The 15,535-nt window shown below is 62.7% G+C and carries 15 protein-coding genes and 1 tRNA gene; 1 reads left to right on the top strand and 15 read right to left on the bottom strand.

Features of this window, described 5'->3' with window-relative positions; all coding sequences use genetic code 11:
• Positions 1-8: 8 nt before the first annotated feature.
• The 13 genes from nuoH to pnp form a co-directional block, all read right to left on the bottom strand.
• Positions 9-1,073, bottom strand: coding sequence for an NADH-quinone oxidoreductase subunit NuoH (gene nuoH / locus BTH42_RS05215; RefSeq protein ID WP_075296491.1), 1,065 nt, complete (start codon positions 1,071-1,073; stop codon positions 9-11).
• Positions 1,074-3,407 carry an NADH-quinone oxidoreductase subunit NuoG gene (nuoG, locus tag BTH42_RS05210; RefSeq protein WP_075296489.1) on the bottom strand — a complete coding sequence of 778 codons (2,334 nt, stop codon included), beginning with the start codon at positions 3,405-3,407 and terminating at the stop codon, positions 1,074-1,076.
• A gap of 129 nt (positions 3,408-3,536) precedes the next feature.
• Complete coding sequence (gene nuoF / locus BTH42_RS05205; protein WP_075296487.1) at positions 3,537-4,865, bottom strand: NADH-quinone oxidoreductase subunit NuoF; 1,329 nt, start codon at positions 4,863-4,865, stop codon at positions 3,537-3,539.
• On the bottom strand, positions 4,862-5,347 hold the full coding sequence (nuoE, locus tag BTH42_RS05200; RefSeq protein WP_075296483.1) for an NADH-quinone oxidoreductase subunit NuoE: 486 nt from the start codon (positions 5,345-5,347) through the stop codon (positions 4,862-4,864). The genes nuoF and nuoE overlap by 4 nt, the downstream gene beginning before the upstream one ends.
• Positions 5,348-5,481: 134 nt before the next feature.
• Positions 5,482-6,735, bottom strand: a complete 1,254-nt coding sequence (locus BTH42_RS05195) for an NADH-quinone oxidoreductase subunit D (RefSeq protein ID WP_075296479.1) — start codon at positions 6,733-6,735, stop codon at positions 5,482-5,484.
• A gap of 9 nt (positions 6,736-6,744) precedes the next feature.
• On the bottom strand, positions 6,745-7,347 hold the full coding sequence (locus BTH42_RS05190; RefSeq protein WP_075296477.1) for an NADH-quinone oxidoreductase subunit C: 603 nt from the start codon (positions 7,345-7,347) through the stop codon (positions 6,745-6,747).
• A gap of 21 nt (positions 7,348-7,368) precedes the next feature.
• Complete coding sequence (locus BTH42_RS05185) at positions 7,369-7,848, bottom strand: NADH-quinone oxidoreductase subunit B family protein (RefSeq protein WP_006052903.1); 480 nt, start codon at positions 7,846-7,848, stop codon at positions 7,369-7,371.
• A gap of 62 nt (positions 7,849-7,910) precedes the next feature.
• Positions 7,911-8,270 (bottom strand): NADH-quinone oxidoreductase subunit A, encoded by a 360-nt coding sequence (locus BTH42_RS05180; RefSeq protein WP_075296569.1) that lies wholly within the window; start codon positions 8,268-8,270, stop codon positions 7,911-7,913.
• A 154-nt stretch (positions 8,271-8,424) separates the two neighbouring features.
• Positions 8,425-8,509: transfer RNA gene (locus BTH42_RS05175), tRNA-Leu, on the bottom strand.
• Positions 8,510-8,621: 112 nt separating this feature from the next.
• Positions 8,622-9,017: a preprotein translocase subunit SecG gene (gene secG / locus BTH42_RS05170; RefSeq protein ID WP_075296475.1), complete on the bottom strand. Its 396-nt coding sequence runs from the start codon at positions 9,015-9,017 to the stop codon at positions 8,622-8,624.
• Between the two features lie 82 nt (positions 9,018-9,099).
• Positions 9,100-9,870 carry a triose-phosphate isomerase gene (tpiA, locus tag BTH42_RS05165; RefSeq protein WP_075296466.1) on the bottom strand — a complete coding sequence of 257 codons (771 nt, stop codon included), beginning with the start codon at positions 9,868-9,870 and terminating at the stop codon, positions 9,100-9,102.
• 163 nt (positions 9,871-10,033) lie between these two features.
• A complete protein-coding gene (locus BTH42_RS05160; protein WP_075296567.1) occupies positions 10,034-11,050 on the bottom strand; it encodes an NAD(P)H-quinone oxidoreductase in 1,017 nt (338 codons plus the stop codon).
• A gap of 152 nt (positions 11,051-11,202) precedes the next feature.
• Positions 11,203-13,338 carry a polyribonucleotide nucleotidyltransferase gene (gene pnp / locus BTH42_RS05155; RefSeq protein ID WP_178392120.1) on the bottom strand — a complete coding sequence of 712 codons (2,136 nt, stop codon included), beginning with the start codon at positions 13,336-13,338 and terminating at the stop codon, positions 11,203-11,205.
• 134 nt (positions 13,339-13,472) lie between these two features.
• Between pnp and BTH42_RS34680 the strand changes: the two genes are divergently transcribed.
• Positions 13,473-13,658: a hypothetical protein gene (locus tag BTH42_RS34680; RefSeq protein ID WP_143751976.1), complete on the top strand. Its 186-nt coding sequence runs from the start codon at positions 13,473-13,475 to the stop codon at positions 13,656-13,658.
• Positions 13,659-13,687: 29 nt separating this feature from the next.
• Here the strand turns inward: BTH42_RS34680 and rpsO are convergent, their stop codons facing one another.
• Together rpsO and BTH42_RS05145 are read right to left on the bottom strand one after the other, a co-directional pair.
• Complete coding sequence (rpsO, locus tag BTH42_RS05150; RefSeq protein ID WP_075296464.1) at positions 13,688-13,960, bottom strand: 30S ribosomal protein S15; 273 nt, start codon at positions 13,958-13,960, stop codon at positions 13,688-13,690.
• Between the two features lie 201 nt (positions 13,961-14,161).
• Positions 14,162-15,496 (bottom strand): branched-chain amino acid ABC transporter substrate-binding protein, encoded by a 1,335-nt coding sequence (locus BTH42_RS05145; RefSeq protein WP_143751975.1) that lies wholly within the window; start codon positions 15,494-15,496, stop codon positions 14,162-14,164.
• Positions 15,497-15,535: the final 39 nt, after the last annotated feature.

Here is a 15,535-nt window from a genome sequence, read left to right as displayed (position 1 = left end):
TCCGCCCTTTATTTCCAGATGTTCAACGGCGACATGATCCAGAAGCCGACCACCACGAGCCACACCACGCAGACCGGAATGAAGACCTTCCAGCCCAGACGCATGATCTGGTCATAGCGGTAGCGCGGGAACGTGGCGCGTGCCCAGATGAACACCGACAACAGGAAGAAAACCTTCGCGACGAGCCAGACGATGCCCGGGATGAATTCGAGGAACCCGAACGGTGCGCTCCAGCCGCCAAGGAACAGCGTTGCTGCCAATGCCGAGATGACGATCATGTTGATGTACTCGGCGAGGAAGAACAGCGCGAACGCCATACCCGAGTAATCGATCATGTGACCCGCGACGATTTCCGACTCCCCTTCCACCACGTCGAACGGGTGGCGGTTCGTTTCGGCGATGCCCGAGATGAAGTAGACGACGAACATCGGCAGCAGCGGCAGCCAGTTCCACGACAGGAAGTTCAGGCCGTGCGACGCGAAGAAGCCCTGCTCCTGCGAACCGACGATACCCGACAGATTCAGCGTACCGGCCGTCATCAGCACCACGACGAGCGCGAAGCCCATCGAGATTTCGTACGAGACCATCTGCGCGGCGGCGCGCATTGCGCCGAGGAACGCGTACTTCGAGTTCGACGCCCAGCCGGCCAGGATCACGCCGTACACGCCGATCGACGAAATCGCCATCGCGTACAGCAGACCCGCGTTGATGTCGCCGAGCACCGCGCCCGCCTGGAACGGAATCACCGCCCACACCGCGAACGCCGGCACCACCACCATCACCGGTGCGACCAGGTACACCCAGCGGCTCGCTTGCGCCGGCTGGATCACTTCCTTCAGCAACAGTTTCAGCACGTCGGCGATCGGCTGCAGCAGACCGCCGGGGCCGACGCGGTTCGGACCGAGACGCACGTGCATCCAGCCGATCAGCTTACGCTCCCACAGAATCAGGTAAGCGACGCACAGCAGGATCACGACGGCCACCACCAGGATGCGCACGAGCGCCCACACCGTGGGCCATGCCACACCGAGAAGCTGGGCGCCGCCCGAGTTGATCGTATCGAACAAGCTCATTTACGCCTTCTCCACCACCAGTTCACCGAACAGGCTGCCCAGCGCTGCACCGGCAGGCGTAGCCGCCGATACGCGGACGACCGTCTCCGCAAGATTCGCATCGCGCACGGCCGGCAACTGCACCGCTTGCTCGCCCTGACGAACGCGTACTGCGTCGCCCTCTTTCAAACCCAGTTTGTCGAACAGCGCAGCCGGCAGACCGACCGCGTTCGCGGTACGGGCCGCCGCGGTCAGATGCAGCGACTCCGCGCGACGCACGAGCGCGTCGGCATGGTAGATCGGCACGTTTGCAACACGCTCGAACTTGCCTTCAGCCGCCTTCGCAAGCTTGCCGCCCGATACCGCGACACTGGTGCGGTTCGACAGACGTGAACTCAGCTCGCCGTCGCCCAGCGCAGCCGTGCGCACTTCTTCGACCGTGTCGTATTCGAAGCCCGGCACGCCGAGCAGGCTGCCCAGCACGCGCAGCACCTTCCACGCCGGACGCGTGTCGCCGAGCGGGCGCACGACGCCGTTGAAGGTCTGCACCGTGCCTTCGGCGTTGACGAACGTACCGCCCGTTTCGGTGAACGGTGCGATCGGCAGAAGCACGTCCGCGTATTCCGCACCGGTCTGGAACGGCGACATCACGACGACCATTTCAGCCTGCTTCAGCGCGGCAACTGCCTGCGCCGGATTGGCCGTGTCGAATTCCGGCTCGAGATTCAGCAGCAGATAACCCTTGCGCGGTTGCTCGAACACTTCGCGTGCGTTCAGGCCGCCTTCGCCCGGCAGCGCGTTCACGAGGTGCGCGCCGACCGTGTTGGCCGCTTCGGTGAGCAAGCCCAGCGTCGCGCCGGTTGCCTCGGCAATCCATTGCGCGGCCGCGTGAATCGCTGCGAAATCCGGATGACGGACTGCTTCGTTGCCGAGCAGCACGAGGCGATTTGCGCCCGTGGCGAGCGAGTTCGCGACCTGCTTGTGTGCGTCGCTCGGCTGCGCACCGGCGAATGCGTCCGGCAGCGCAACGCCCTTTGCTTCGCCCACTGCGCCAGCGATGCCCGCGAGCGCGTCGAGCCATGCCGACGGCGCCGCGACCAGGCGCTGCGCCTGTGGGATCATCGCGTCGTCGTTGGTTGCCTGGATCAGCGAGAGCTTCGAACCACCACGTGCAGCGAGGCGCAGACGCGCGGCGAACAGCGGATGGTCACGACGCAGATCCGTACCGATCACGAGCGCCGCATCGATATTCGACAGTTCGGCGATCGACGTGCCGAGCCACGGCGCACCGTTGACGGGCGCCGAGAAATCGGCCTGGCGCAGACGGAAGTCCACGTTCGGTGTGCCGACCGCTTGCGCGATCTGCTTGAGCAGGAACAGTTCTTCGACCGTGCTGTGCGCGCTCGACAGAGCCGCCAGCGCATTCGCGCCGTGATCGCCCTTGATACCCTTCAGACCCTTGACCACGTAATCGAGCGCGGTCTGCCAGTCGGTTTCGACCCACTGGCCGCCCTGCTTGAGCATCGGCTTGGTCAGACGCTCGGGGCTGTTCAGGCCTTCGTACGAGAAGCGGTCCTTGTCCGAAATCCAGCACTCGTTGATCGCTTCGTTTTCGAACGGCAGAACCCGCATCACGCGATTGTTCTTCACCTGCACGACGAGGTTCGCGCCGACGGAATCGTGCGGGCTCACCGACTTGCGGCGCGACAGTTCCCACGTCCGCGCGCTGTAGCGGAACGGCTTGCTGGTGAGTGCGCCGACCGGGCACAGGTCGATCATGTTGCCCGACAGTTCGGAGTCGACCGTCTTGCCGACGAACGACGTGATTTCCGAGTGCTCGCCACGGCCCAGCATGCCGAGTTCCATCACGCCGGCGATTTCCTGGCCGAAGCGGACGCAACGCGTGCAGTGGATGCAACGCGACATTTCTTCCATCGAGATCAGCGGGCCGACGTTCTTGTGGAACACCACGCGCTTTTCTTCGCTATAGCGCGACGACGACTTGCCGTAACCGACCGCCAGATCCTGCAGCTGACATTCGCCGCCCTGGTCGCAGATCGGGCAATCGAGCGGGTGGTTGATCAGCAGGAATTCCATCACGGCTTGCTGGCCCTTCACCGCCTTTTCCGACTTGGTGCGCACGATCATGCCGGCCGACACCGGCGTCGCGCATGCGGGCACCGCCTTCGGCATCTTCTCGACATCGACCAGACACATCCGGCAGTTGGCCGCAATCGACAGCTTCTTGTGATAGCAGAAGTGAGGAATGTAGGTGTCGACCTTATGCGCAGCCTGGATCACCATGCTGCCTTCAGGCACCTCGACTTTCTTGCCGTCTATTTCCAGTTCAACCATGATGGTCAATCTTCCTTAACCTGTTACCGCTCAATCGTTCGCCTGTTCATCGCCTGCTTTCGGGCGATGAATCCTGCGGTTGAGGTGTTCGTCCGGGAGTTATCCGCCGGCCAACCGTATCGGCCCGACTCAGGCCGCCACGGTTTCCGATGCCGCCGCCGTGCCGGCATGACCGCCGACGAGACAATGCTTGTGCGCGACGTGGTATTCGAATTCGTCCCAGTAGTGCTTGAGCATGCCGCGAACCGGCATGGCCGCCGCATCGCCGAGCGCGCAGATCGTACGGCCCATGATGTTTTCGGCGACCGAGTTCAGCAGATCCAGGTCTTCCTGGCGGCCGAGCCCGTGCTCGATACGATGCACGACGCGATACAGCCAGCCCGTGCCTTCACGGCAAGGCGTGCACTGACCGCACGATTCTTCGTAGTAGAAGTACGACAGACGCAACAGCGAACGCACCATGCAGCGCGTCTCGTCCATCACGATCACCGCGCCGGAGCCGAGCATCGAGCCCGCCTTCGCGATCGAGTCGTAATCCATGTCCGTCTGCATCATCATGTCACCCGGAATCACCGGTGCCGACGAACCGCCGGGAATCACGGCCTTGATCTTCTTGCCGCCGCGCATGCCGCCGGCGAGTTCCATCAGCGTGGCGAAAGGCGTGCCGAGCGGAATTTCGTAATTGCCCGGACGTTCGACGTCACCCGACACCGAGAAGATCTTCGTGCCGCCGTTGTTCGGCTTGCCGATCTCGAGGTAATTCTGCGGACCGATCGCGAGCAGGAACGGCACCGCCGCGAACGTTTCGGTGTTGTTGATCGTGGTCGGCTTGCCGTACACGCCGAAGCTCGCCGGGAACGGCGGCTTGAAGCGCGGCTGGCCCTTCTTGCCTTCGATCGATTCGAGCAGCGCGGTTTCTTCGCCGCAGATATAGGCGCCGTAACCGTGGTGCGCATGCAGCTGGAACGAGAAGCCCGAGCCCATGATGTTGTCGCCGAGGAACCCCGCGCGACGAGCTTCTTCTAACGCTTCTTCGAAGCGTTTATAGACTTCCCAGATTTCGCCGTGAATATAGTTGTAGCCGACCGTGATGCCCATCGCGTACGCACCGATCGCCATGCCTTCGATCAGCGCATGCGGATTGAAACGCAGGATGTCGCGGTCCTTGAACGTACCCGGTTCGCCTTCGTCCGAATTGCAGACGAGGTATTTCTGGCCCGGGAACTGACGCGGCATGAAGCTCCACTTCAGACCGGTCGGGAAGCCCGCACCGCCACGGCCGCGCAGACCCGACGCCTTGACGTCGGCGATCACCTGCTCGGGCGGAATCTTTTCTTCCAGAATGCGGCGCAGCTGGGCGTAACCGCCGCGCGCCACATAATCTTCGAGATGCCAGTTGTCGCCGTTCAGGCCGGCGAGAATCAGCGGTTTGATGTGACGATCGTGTAAAGCCGTCATTTCGAAAGTTCCTCGAGCAGCTGGTCGATCTTCTCGCGGCTCATGAAGCTGCACATGCGATGGTTGTTCACCAGCATCACCGGCGCGTCGCCGCACGAACCCATGCACTCGCCCTCTTTGAGGGAGAACTTGCCGTCGGGCGTGGTTTCGCCGAAGTCGATGCCGAGCTTCTGCTTCAGGTATTCAGCGGCGCTTTCCGAGCCGCCGTCCGGGCCGAGCTGGCACGGCAGGTTCGTGCAAAGCGTGATCTTGTATTTGCCGACCGGCGAGGTCTCGTACATCGTGTAGAAAGTCGCTACTTCCTGCACGGCGACGGCCGGCATGCCGAGATAATCCGCGACGAACTGCATGAGTTCGGGCGACAGCCAGCCATGCTCTTCCTGAGCGGTGGCCAACGCCGACATCACGGCGGACTGTTTCTGATCGGCGGGGTACTTCGCGATCGCACGATCGATTTCTTTCAGGCCTTCAGCTGAGATCATTTTCAGACACGACTCTTTCAATTCCTACCGAACGAAAACCTGTCGCTCACGTCATACTGCGACAGACCCGGCGTTCCTTTGCTTGACGCGCGTGGGCGGTGCGATGACCGCGGACGCACGTCGCTGAATACGTCCTAGCGATCCACTTCGCCGAACACGATGTCCTGCGTGCCGATGATCGTCACGGCGTCGGCGATCATGTGACCGCGAGCCATTTCGTCGAGCGCGGACAGGTGCGCGTAACCCGGCGCGCGGATCTTCAGGCGATACGGCTTGTTGGCGCCGTCCGAGATCAGATAGATGCCGAACTCGCCCTTCGGATGTTCGACCGCGGCGTACGCCTCGCCTTCCGGTACGTGGAAACCTTCGGTGAACAGCTTGAAGTGATGGATCAGATCTTCCATGTTCGACTTCATGCCGACACGCGACGGCGGCGCAACCTTGTGATTGTCCGTCATCACCGGGCCCGGATTCTTACGCAGCCACTCAATGCACTGTTTCGCGATGCGCGTGGATTGACGCATTTCTTCGACACGCACCAGATAGCGGTCGTAGCAGTCGCCATTCACGCCAACCGGAATGTCGAAATCGAGCTTGTCATAGACTTCGTACGGCTGCTTCTTGCGCAGATCCCACTCGATACCCGAGCCACGCAGCATCGCACCGGTCATACCGAGCTGCAACGCGCGCTCGGGACTGACCACGCCGATGCCGACCAGACGCTGTTTCCAGATCCGGTTGTCGGTCAGCAGCGTTTCGTATTCGTCGACGCACTTCGGGAAGCGCGTGAAGAAGTCGTCGATGAAGTCGAGCAGCGAACCCTGACGGTTCTCGTTCATCTTCGACAATGCCTTCGCATTGCGGATCTTCGACGCCTTGTATTGCGGCATTGCGTCAGGCAGATCGCGATAGACGCCGCCCGGACGGTAGTAAGCCGCGTGCATCCGTGCGCCGGACACCGCTTCGTACACGTCCATCAGATCTTCACGCTCACGGAACGCGTACAGAAACACCGCCATTGCGCCGACGTCGAGCGCGTGCGCGCCGATCCACATCAGGTGGTTCAGCACGCGCGTCACTTCGTCGAACAGCACGCGAATGTATTGCGCGCGCACCGGCACGTCGATACCGAGCAGCTTTTCGATGGCCATCACATAGCCGTGCTCGTTGACCATCATCGACACGTAGTCGAGACGGTCCATGTACGGCACCGACTGGATGAACGTCTTGCTTTCGGCGAGCTTTTCAGTCGCGCGATGCAGCAGACCGATGTGCGGATCGGCGCGCTGGATCACTTCGCCGTCGAGTTCGAGCACGAGGCGCAGCACACCGTGCGCTGCCGGGTGCTGCGGGCCGAAGTTGAGCGTGTAGTTCTTGATCTCTGCCATGACGTTCTCTTAGTGTTTCAGACCGCCATAGCGATCCTCGCGGATCACGCGCGGCGTGATTTCCCGCGGCTCGATCGTCACCGGCTGATAGACGACGCGCTTCTCTTCCGGGTCGTAACGCATTTCGACGTAGCCGGAAACAGGGAAATCCTTGCGGAACGGGTGACCGATGAAACCGTAGTCGGTCAGAATGCGGCGCAGGTCCGGGTGACCTTCGAAGACGATGCCGTACAGGTCGAACGCTTCGCGTTCGTACCAGTTGACCGAATTCCAGATTTCGACGGCGGACGGCAGGATCGGCATATCGTCGTCCGGCGCGAACACGCGCAGACGCAGACGCCAGTTGTTCTGCACCGACAGCAGATGCAGCACGGCCGCGAAACGCGGGCCGTCGTAAGCGCCATCGGCATAGGTTTGATAGTCGACGCCGCACAGATCGACGCACTGCTCGAAACCGAGCGAGCGGTCGTCGCGCAGACGCTTTGCCACGTTGAGGTAATCGCCTGCCTTGACGACGATCGTCAATTCACCGATCGACTCGGTCACGCTCGACAGGAGGCCGCCAAAGGCCGCCTCGAGGTTCGCTTTCAGGGTCTCGAGTTTGCTTGCCATATTGTGGGGAAGGCGTTTGCCTTATTGACGGGCGATGGTATTGGTGCGGCGAATCTTGGCCTGCAGCTGGATCACGCCATACACCAGCGCTTCCGCCGTGGGCGGACAACCGGGCACATAGACGTCGACCGGAACGATCCGGTCACAGCCGCGCACTACCGAATACGAGTAGTGGTAATAGCCGCCGCCGTTCGCGCACGAGCCCATCGAGATCACCCAGCGCGGCTCCGCCATCTGGTCGTAGACCTTGCGCAGAGCGGGCGCCATCTTGTTACACAGCGTGCCGGCGACGATCATCACGTCCGACTGACGCGGACTCGGACGAAACACCACGCCGAAGCGGTCGAGGTCATAACGGGCGGCACCCGCATGCATCATCTCGACAGCGCAGCACGCAAGACCGAACGTCATCGGCCACAGCGAGCCGGTACGCGTCCAGTTGATCAGTTTGTCGGCCGTCGTGGTGACAAACCCTTCTTTCAAGACCCCTTCGATACTCATTTGCTTTCCACTCCAGACGGGGTGACAAGCCTGGCCACCCGCGTAAACCGGCGATTAATTCATCATTCCCAATCGAGGCCGCCCTTCTTCCAGATGTAGGCGAAGCCAAGCAGGAACTCGAGCAGGAAAATCATCATTGCCATGAAACCAGCCCAGCCGATGTCGCGCAGGGCCACGCCCCACGGGAACAGAAACGCCGTTTCAAGGTCGAAAATGATGAAGAGAATGGCGACGAGGTAGTAGCGCACGTCGAACTTCATGCGCGCATCTTCGAATGCTTCGAAGCCGCACTCGTACGGTGCGTTTTTCTCGGTATCGGGCTTATTGGGACCGAGGATCTTGCCGATACTGACCAGTGCTACGCCTAAACCGGTGCCCACAATAAGGAACAGCAAAACGGGGAAATAGGCTGCGAGGTTCAAGACAATCCTCAATCGGTTGGTTCTGAGTGCCGTCAGGAGCATAGCACCCCTGACGCGAAATCACTTCCTCAACACGCATAACGCAAACTAAACCACGCGCAGAAGTGAAAATGCCAGCCGAAGCGAAGCAAGCGGCTGGCATTTAGATAACATTTGGTGCCGACGGCGAGACTCGAACTCGCACAGCTTTCGCCACTACCCCCTCAAGATAGCGTGTCTACCAATTTCACCACGTCGGCACTATATGCAATCCGGGAAAACAACTTGTAAAACCCGCGAATCGCTTCAAGACTTAGATTGTAACTTGTTTAAACAGATTGTTCAACGCACAAGAGCGCGCCGAACGAAAATTTATTTCGGCACGCCAGTCGCCGGAACCGATGCGGGCGAAGCCGGTGCTGCAGGCGATGCGGCCACCGGAGCCGAGCCCGCCGCCGGAGCGGAAACCGGCGATGCGGCGACCGGCGCTGTTGCAGCCACGCCCAGCACGCCTGCGGAAGGCTTCGCGTGATACGCACCGAGGTAAGTCAGCGCCAACGTCGTGATAAAGAACACAGCAGCGAGGACCGCCGTGGTACGCGACAGGAAGTTCGCCGAACCGGTCGCACCGAACAGACTGCCCGATGCGCCACTACCGAAAGCCGCACCCATGTCGGCGCCTTTGCCGTGCTGCAGCAAGACGAGTCCGATGACCCCAAGCGCCGACAGCAACTGAACGACGATAATCAATGTTTTGAAATACAGCATTACACTCACCTGAGTCTTTATTTAAGCGCGCCGCACACGGTGTGTTGCGCGAAATGGAGTCACCTTCGCCAAGGCGCCCTGCTTAACCGACGACGCTTGCGGCCGCCTTGCAGATTGCCAGGAAATCCTGATCTTTCAACGACGCGCCGCCGATCAGGCCACCGTCGATATCGGGCTGACGGAACAGTTCTTCCGCGTTGTCCGGCTTCACGCTACCGCCATACAGAAGGGGCACGTCAGCGGCACCCTTCGCAGCGAGACGCGCACGCAGGAATGCATGCACCGCCTGCGCCTGCTCCGAGGTCGCACTCTTGCCGGTACCGATCGCCCACACCGGCTCATAAGCGACGACGAGACGCGCCGCTTCCTCAGCCGACAGCTTCTCGAGCACTTCGTCCAACTGGGCACCAACGACCTGCTCGGTCGAACCAGCTTCGCGCTCTTCGAGCGTCTCACCGACACAGACAACCGGCGTCAGACCCGCCTCGAGCGCACGCTGCGTTTTGACCGCAACCAGCTCGGCGCTTTCGCGGTGATACGCGCGACGCTCCGAGTGCCCAACGATTGCAAACGTGGCGCCGAAATCGCTCACCATCGGCGCAGCCACTTCACCGGTATAGGCGCCGTGCGTGAACGCGGAAACGTCCTGCACGCCCCACACGACCGGGCTACCTTCCAGCAACGACTGCGTCTGCGCGAGATACAGGCTCGGCACGCAAACACCGACGCGCACCGCGGCAGGCAATTCGCCCGCGCCCTGCGCGATCGCCTGCAACAGCGTTGCGTTCGCGGCGAGACGCCCATGCATCTTCCAGTTACCGACTACCAGTTTGGCTCGTTGTTGTTTCGACATCGTCTCGTGTTGTCCTGTCTTGCATGCCCTGCCGGCGGACTGCGCTCGCGGCTTTTGGCTGGCTTCTGCCTGATTGCGCGAACAGCCCGCCCGTCGGACGTGTCCGGCGTGCGCAAAACACGCCATTTTACTGTGCGGGGTGGATCGGGTCAAACCGATGGAGTCAAGCGTCCTGACCCCACGTGAGCACGATCTTGCCGACGTGCGTGCTGCTTTCCATCAGCGCATGCGCCTCGGCCGCCTGCGCGGCGGGAAACACCCGATGCACGACCGGCTTGATACGACCCGCTTCGAGATGCGGCCACACGCGCTCCTTCAGTTGCGCGGCGATTTGCGCCTTGAATTCGATCGGCCGCGGGCGCAGCGTCGAACCCGTCAGCGTCAGCCGACGGCGCAGCACCTCATTCAGATTCAGTTCGGCCTTCGCGCCACCGAGCAACGCGATCAGCACGATGCGACCGCCATCGGCCAGCGCCGACAGTTCACGCGGTACGTAGCTGCCCGCGACCATGTCGAGGACCACGTCGACGCCGCGATCGTTGGTCAGCGACTTGATCACTTCGACGAAGTCTTCGGTCTTGTAGTTGATTGCGCGTTCGGCGCCGAGTGCTTCGCAGGCGCGGCACTTGTCATCCGAGCCGGCGGTGGCGAACACGCGAAAACCGAGCGCATGCGCAATCTGGATCGCCGTCACGCCGATGCCACTCGAGCCGCCCTGCACGAGCAGCGTTTCGTTCGCCCCGCCCTCGCCGCGGCCAAGCTGCGCGCGATCGAACACGTTGCTCCACACGGTAAAGAACGTCTCCGGCAGCGAAGCCGCCTCGACGTCCGACAAACCGGCCGGCACCGGCAGACATTGCAACAGCGGCGCGCTCGCATATTCCGCGTAACCGCCGCCCGCGAGCAGCGCGCACACGCGATCGCCGATCTTCAGACCGAACGGGTTGTTCTTCTCGTCGATCGTTCCGCCGACGATCTCGCCCGCCACTTCCAGCCCCGGCAGATCCGACGCGCCCGGCGGCGGCGCATAGCCACCCTTGCGCTGGAACACGTCCGGCCGGTTGATGCCGGCCGCCGCCACCTTGATCAGCACTTCGCCTGCCTTGGGCTGCGGCATCGGCCGCTCCGCCAGCTTGAGGACTTCCGGCGCACCGAATTCGGTGATTTCGATCGCTTTCATCTGCGTCAACTCCAAGAGTGGATTGCGTTGCCTACCCGATATCCGTCAGCCGCCAGCCGCGTCGCGCGTTCATTCGAATCCGCAACGCAATCCATCCTGCATGAAAAACGGCCGGCGCGCATAACGCAACCGGCCGTTTGTCCGTTACCGCATTACTGCGGGTTCGGTTCGCCTTGCGGCGCGTCGTTCAGCAATGCCTTCGCCGACAGACGCACGCGACCCTTCTCGTCCGTCTGGATGACCTTGACCTTCACTTGCTGGCCATCCTTCAGGTAGTCGTTGATGTCCTTGATGCGCTCGTTGGCGATCTCGGAGATGTGCAGCAGACCGTCCTTGCCCGGCAGGATGTTCACGATCGCGCCGAAATCGAGCAGCTTGAGCACGGTGCCTTCGTACACCTGGCCCACTTCGACTTCCATCGTGATCGCTTCGATGCGACGCTTCGCTTCGGCCATGCCTTCGCTGTTCGTGCTGGCGATCGTGACGACGCCGTCGTCCGAGATGTCGATCGTGGTGCCGGTTTCTTCGGTCAGCGCGCGGATCACCGAACCGCCCTTGCCGATCACGTCGCGGATCTTTTCCGGGTTGATCTTGATGGTGATCATGCGCGGCGCGTAGTCCGACAGCACCGTGTTCGCGCCCGACACCGCCGAGGTCATCTTGCCGAGGATGTGCATGCGGCCTTCCTTCGCCTGCGCGAGCGCGACCTGCATGATTTCCTTGGTGATGCCCTGGATCTTGATGTCCATCTGCAGCGCGGTCACGCCCTGCTCGGTACCCGCAACCTTGAAGTCCATGTCGCCGAGGTGATCTTCGTCGCCGAGGATGTCGGTCAGCACCGCGAAGCGGTTGCCTTCGAGGATCAGGCCCATTGCGATGCCGGCGACGTGCGCCTTCATCGGCACGCCGGCGTCCATCAGCGCGAGGCAGCCGCCGCACACCGAAGCCATCGACGACGAACCGTTCGACTCGGTGATTTCCGACACGACGCGGATCGAGTAGCCGAATTCGTCGGCGCTCGGCAGGCACGCGACCAGCGCGCGCTTGGCGAGACGGCCGTGACCGATTTCACGGCGCTTCGGCGAACCGACGCGGCCGGTTTCGCCGGTCGCGAACGGGGGCATGTTGTAGTGGAGCATGAAGCGCTCGCGGTATTCGCCTTCGAGTGCGTCGATGTTTTGTTCGTCGCCCTTCGTGCCAAGCGTCGCGACCACCAGGGCCTGCGTCTCGCCGCGCGTGAACAGCGCCGAGCCGTGGGTACGCGGCAGCACGCCGGTGCGGATTTCGATCGGGCGCACGGTGCGCGTGTCGCGGCCGTCGATACGCGGTTCGCCGTTCAGGATCTGGGTACGGACGATCTTCGCTTCGATGTCGAACAGCACGTTGCCGACGGTCGCCTTGTCGGCTGCCGCGGTACCGGCTGCCGCCGCGTCTGCCTCGAGCTTCGCCGAGGTCGCTGCGTAGACCTCCTTCAGTTTGGTCGAACGAGCCTGCTTGTCGCGGATCTGGTAAGCGGCGAGCAGATCGGCTTGCGCCAGTTCCGTCACGCGCGCGATCAGCGCTTCGTTCTTCGCTGCCGGCTGCCAGTCCCACTCCGGCTTGCCGCCTTCGCGGACCAGTTCGTGGATCGCGTCGATCGCAATCTGCATCTGCTCATGACCGAACACGACCGCGCCGAGCATCACTTCTTCGCTCAGCTGCTGCGCTTCCGATTCGACCATCAGCACCGCGCGTTCCGTACCGGCAACCACGAGGTCGAGCGCCGATTCCTTCATCTGCGGACGAGTCGGGTTCAGCACGTATTCGTTGTTGATGTAGGCCACGCGAGCCGCGCCGACCGGGCCGTTGAACGGCAGACCGGAGATCGCGAGCGCCGCCGACGCGCCGATCAGCGCGGGGATGTCGGCCGGAATTTCCGGATTCAGCGACAGCACGTGGATCACGACCTGGACTTCGTTGTAGAAGCCTTCCGGGAACAGCGGGCGCAGCGGACGGTCGATCAGGCGCGAGATCAGCGTCTCGCCTTCCGACGGACGGCCTTCGCGACGGAAGAAGCCACCCGGGATCTTGCCGGCGGCGTAGGTCTTTTCGAGGTAATCGACGGTCAGCGGGAAGAAGTCCTGACCCGGCTTGGCGGTCTTCGCGCCGACCACGGTCGCGAGCACCACGGTGTCTTCGACGTCGACGATCACCGCACCGCTCGCCTGGCGAGCGACTTCACCGGTTTCGAGGCGGACGTTGTGCTGTCCCCACTTAAATTCTTTGACGATCTTGTTGAACATAGTCATTGCTTTTCCTCATCGTAATGCCGCGCGGACCGGAAGCGGCGCGGCAACGCCGGGACCGGCGCCACATGGGAAGAGTCGTGTTATGCCATTCCAGAGAGCCACGCGCCGGAACCGCTTGCGCGCGAACCGCTGGAATGACACAAAACTCCGCCCTGAAGCCCGGCCATGTTTCTGTCATTGCTGTACTGCGTGTTCTGCTACGGGTACTGCCTTGTCTGGATACGCCGGGCAAACCGGCCTGCACCGCGTATCGCAGGCGCCGCGCGCATCACATGAAGCGCACCGCGCAAAAACAAAATGCCTGTATCAGCGATAACTGACACAGGCATCTTGCTGAACGACTGGCCGATTACTTACGCAGACCCAGCTTCTCGATCAGGCTGCGGTAGCGATCCGCGTCCTTGCCCTTCAGGTAGTCGAGCAGCTTGCGGCGGCGGCTCACCATGCGCAGCAGACCGCGGCGGCTGTGGTGATCCTTCGTGTGCTCCTTGAAGTGAGCGGTGAGTTCGTTGATGCGGGTCGTGAGCAGCGCGACCTGAACTTCGGGGGAGCCGGTGTCGTTGGCTGCGCGTGCGAATTGCGCGACGACTTCGGATTTCTTGCTGGCGTCAACTGCGGACATGTCGATTTCCTTAATAACTGAACAGGCGGTCACGGAAGAAAGGCCGTGCCGTGGAATACCCGTGCTTTTTCACAATTTACTGCTGCTTTGTTGCTGCCCGTTGCCGGCCGGGTTTTCGACTGATGCGAGACCTTGCCCGATAACGGGACGCGTATTGTAGCACAGGCGCTTTGCGCCGCGAACCCGCGACCGGCGCGTCGATTACGGCCGCCGCATCCGGCACACGGTCGGCAGCACCGTACGCTCGGGCGGCAGCGCGAGCACCGTACGGAAGCCATAGCCGGAGCCTTCGTTGTCGAAGCGCACGCCGGGCGTGCCCGCCTTGTCCATCTCCATCACATAGAGGGGCTGGATCAGTTGATGGTCGTCCGCGCGCATCCACGATGCGTGAAAGCCATTGTCGAAGCGGATGCCTTCGAGCGCCTTCGCGACCGCGGTCGGATCGGCGCTGCCCGCGCGGTTCATCGCGGCGGCCAGCGTTTCGATCATCAGCGGCATGCGCAGCACCGGATAGTCGTCCTGAGCCGCCGGGAAGCGCGCGCGGAACGCCGCGTACCACGCGTCGGAGGCCGCGCCGCCGGCGTTCGGATGCCAGTCGGCGACCGCAATCACGTGGCCGACGCCCGCGTCGCCGAGCGCGGCGGGCGCGCCGAGGCTGTTGCCGTAGAACGTGTAGAACTTGATGTCGAGGCCCTGTTCGCGCGCCGCCTTCACCAGCAGCGTCAGGTCGTTGCCCCAGTTGCCGGTGATCACCGCGTCGGCGCCGCTCGCGCGAATCTTCGCGATATAGGGCGCGAAGTCCTTCACCCGGCCGATCGGATGAAACTCGTCGCCGACCACGGTGATGTCCGGGCGCTTCGCGCCAAGCGTCGAACGCGCGAGGTTGCTGACGTCGTGGCCGAAGCTGTAGTCCTGGTTCAGCAGATAGACCTTCTTGACCGCCTTGTCACGCTGGATCACGTCGGCCAGCGCGACCATCCGCATGCCCGCGTGCGCGTCGAAACGGAAGTGCCAGAAGCTGCAGCTCGCGTTGGTCAACGCGGGATCGTCAGCGGAATAGTTGAGGAACAGTTCGCGGTTATCCGGCTCGCGGCTGTTCTGCTTGTCGATCGCGCCGAGCAGCGCGGCGGCGACCGCCGAGCCGTTGCCCTGCAGGATGTAGCCGATATGGCGGTCGGCGGCCGCGCGCAGCTGCGTCAGCGCCTCCTCGGTGCTGCCCTTGCTGTCGAGCACGACGAGTTCGAGCGGGTGCGCGCCGTCCGCGAGCTTTACGCCGCCGTGCGCATTGACCTGCTCGACGCCAAAGCGCAGATTGCGCTCGACCGCCGCGCCCGCGTTCGCGAACGGCCCGGACATCCCTTCGATCAGCGCGAGACGGATCGGCGCGCCGGCCGGTTTAGCCGCCGCGGGGGCCGGCGCGTTCGCCGCCGTAGTCCCGGCCGTGGCCGCGCTCGCCACCTGAGCGGCGCCAGCCGCCAGCGCCATCGAAATCGCGGTCAGCGCAAGCGCCGCCGTCCGTTGCCACATCGCCATCATGGGTCCCGCCTGAATCTTTCGAAGCGCGGATCATAGGAC

Source organism: Burkholderia sp. SRS-W-2-2016, from assembly GCF_001931485.1.
GTDB lineage: Bacteria > Pseudomonadota > Gammaproteobacteria > Burkholderiales > Burkholderiaceae > Paraburkholderia.
This window is presented reverse-complemented; position numbering and strand designations above follow the sequence as displayed.

What these genes read in the sequence shown, in the direction of transcription:
- nuoH (WP_075296491.1), bottom strand. Translation starts at nt 1,073, where the DNA reads ATGAGCTTGTTCGATACGATCAACTCGGGCGGCGCCCAGCTTCTCGGT.
- nuoG (WP_075296489.1), bottom strand. Translation starts at nt 3,407, where the DNA reads ATGGTTGAACTGGAAATAGACGGCAAGAAAGTCGAGGTGCCTGAAGGC.
- nuoF (WP_075296487.1), bottom strand. Translation starts at nt 4,865, where the DNA reads ATGACGGCTTTACACGATCGTCACATCAAACCGCTGATTCTCGCCGGC.
- nuoE (WP_075296483.1), bottom strand. Translation starts at nt 5,347, where the DNA reads ATGATCTCAGCTGAAGGCCTGAAAGAAATCGATCGTGCGATCGCGAAG.
- BTH42_RS05195 (WP_075296479.1), bottom strand. Translation starts at nt 6,735, where the DNA reads ATGGCAGAGATCAAGAACTACACGCTCAACTTCGGCCCGCAGCACCCG.
- BTH42_RS05190 (WP_075296477.1), bottom strand. Translation starts at nt 7,347, where the DNA reads ATGGCAAGCAAACTCGAGACCCTGAAAGCGAACCTCGAGGCGGCCTTT.
- BTH42_RS05185 (WP_006052903.1), bottom strand. Translation starts at nt 7,848, where the DNA reads ATGAGTATCGAAGGGGTCTTGAAAGAAGGGTTTGTCACCACGACGGCC.
- secG (WP_075296475.1), bottom strand. Translation starts at nt 9,017, where the DNA reads ATGCTGTATTTCAAAACATTGATTATCGTCGTTCAGTTGCTGTCGGCG.
- tpiA (WP_075296466.1), bottom strand. Translation starts at nt 9,870, where the DNA reads ATGTCGAAACAACAACGAGCCAAACTGGTAGTCGGTAACTGGAAGATG.
- BTH42_RS05160 (WP_075296567.1), bottom strand. Translation starts at nt 11,050, where the DNA reads ATGAAAGCGATCGAAATCACCGAATTCGGTGCGCCGGAAGTCCTCAAG.
- pnp (WP_178392120.1), bottom strand. Translation starts at nt 13,338, where the DNA reads ATGACTATGTTCAACAAGATCGTCAAAGAATTTAAGTGGGGACAGCAC.
- BTH42_RS34680 (WP_143751976.1), top strand. Translation starts at nt 13,473, where the DNA reads ATGACACAAAACTCCGCCCTGAAGCCCGGCCATGTTTCTGTCATTGCT.
- rpsO (WP_075296464.1), bottom strand. Translation starts at nt 13,960, where the DNA reads ATGTCCGCAGTTGACGCCAGCAAGAAATCCGAAGTCGTCGCGCAATTC.
- BTH42_RS05145 (WP_143751975.1), bottom strand. Translation starts at nt 15,496, where the DNA reads ATGATGGCGATGTGGCAACGGACGGCGGCGCTTGCGCTGACCGCGATT.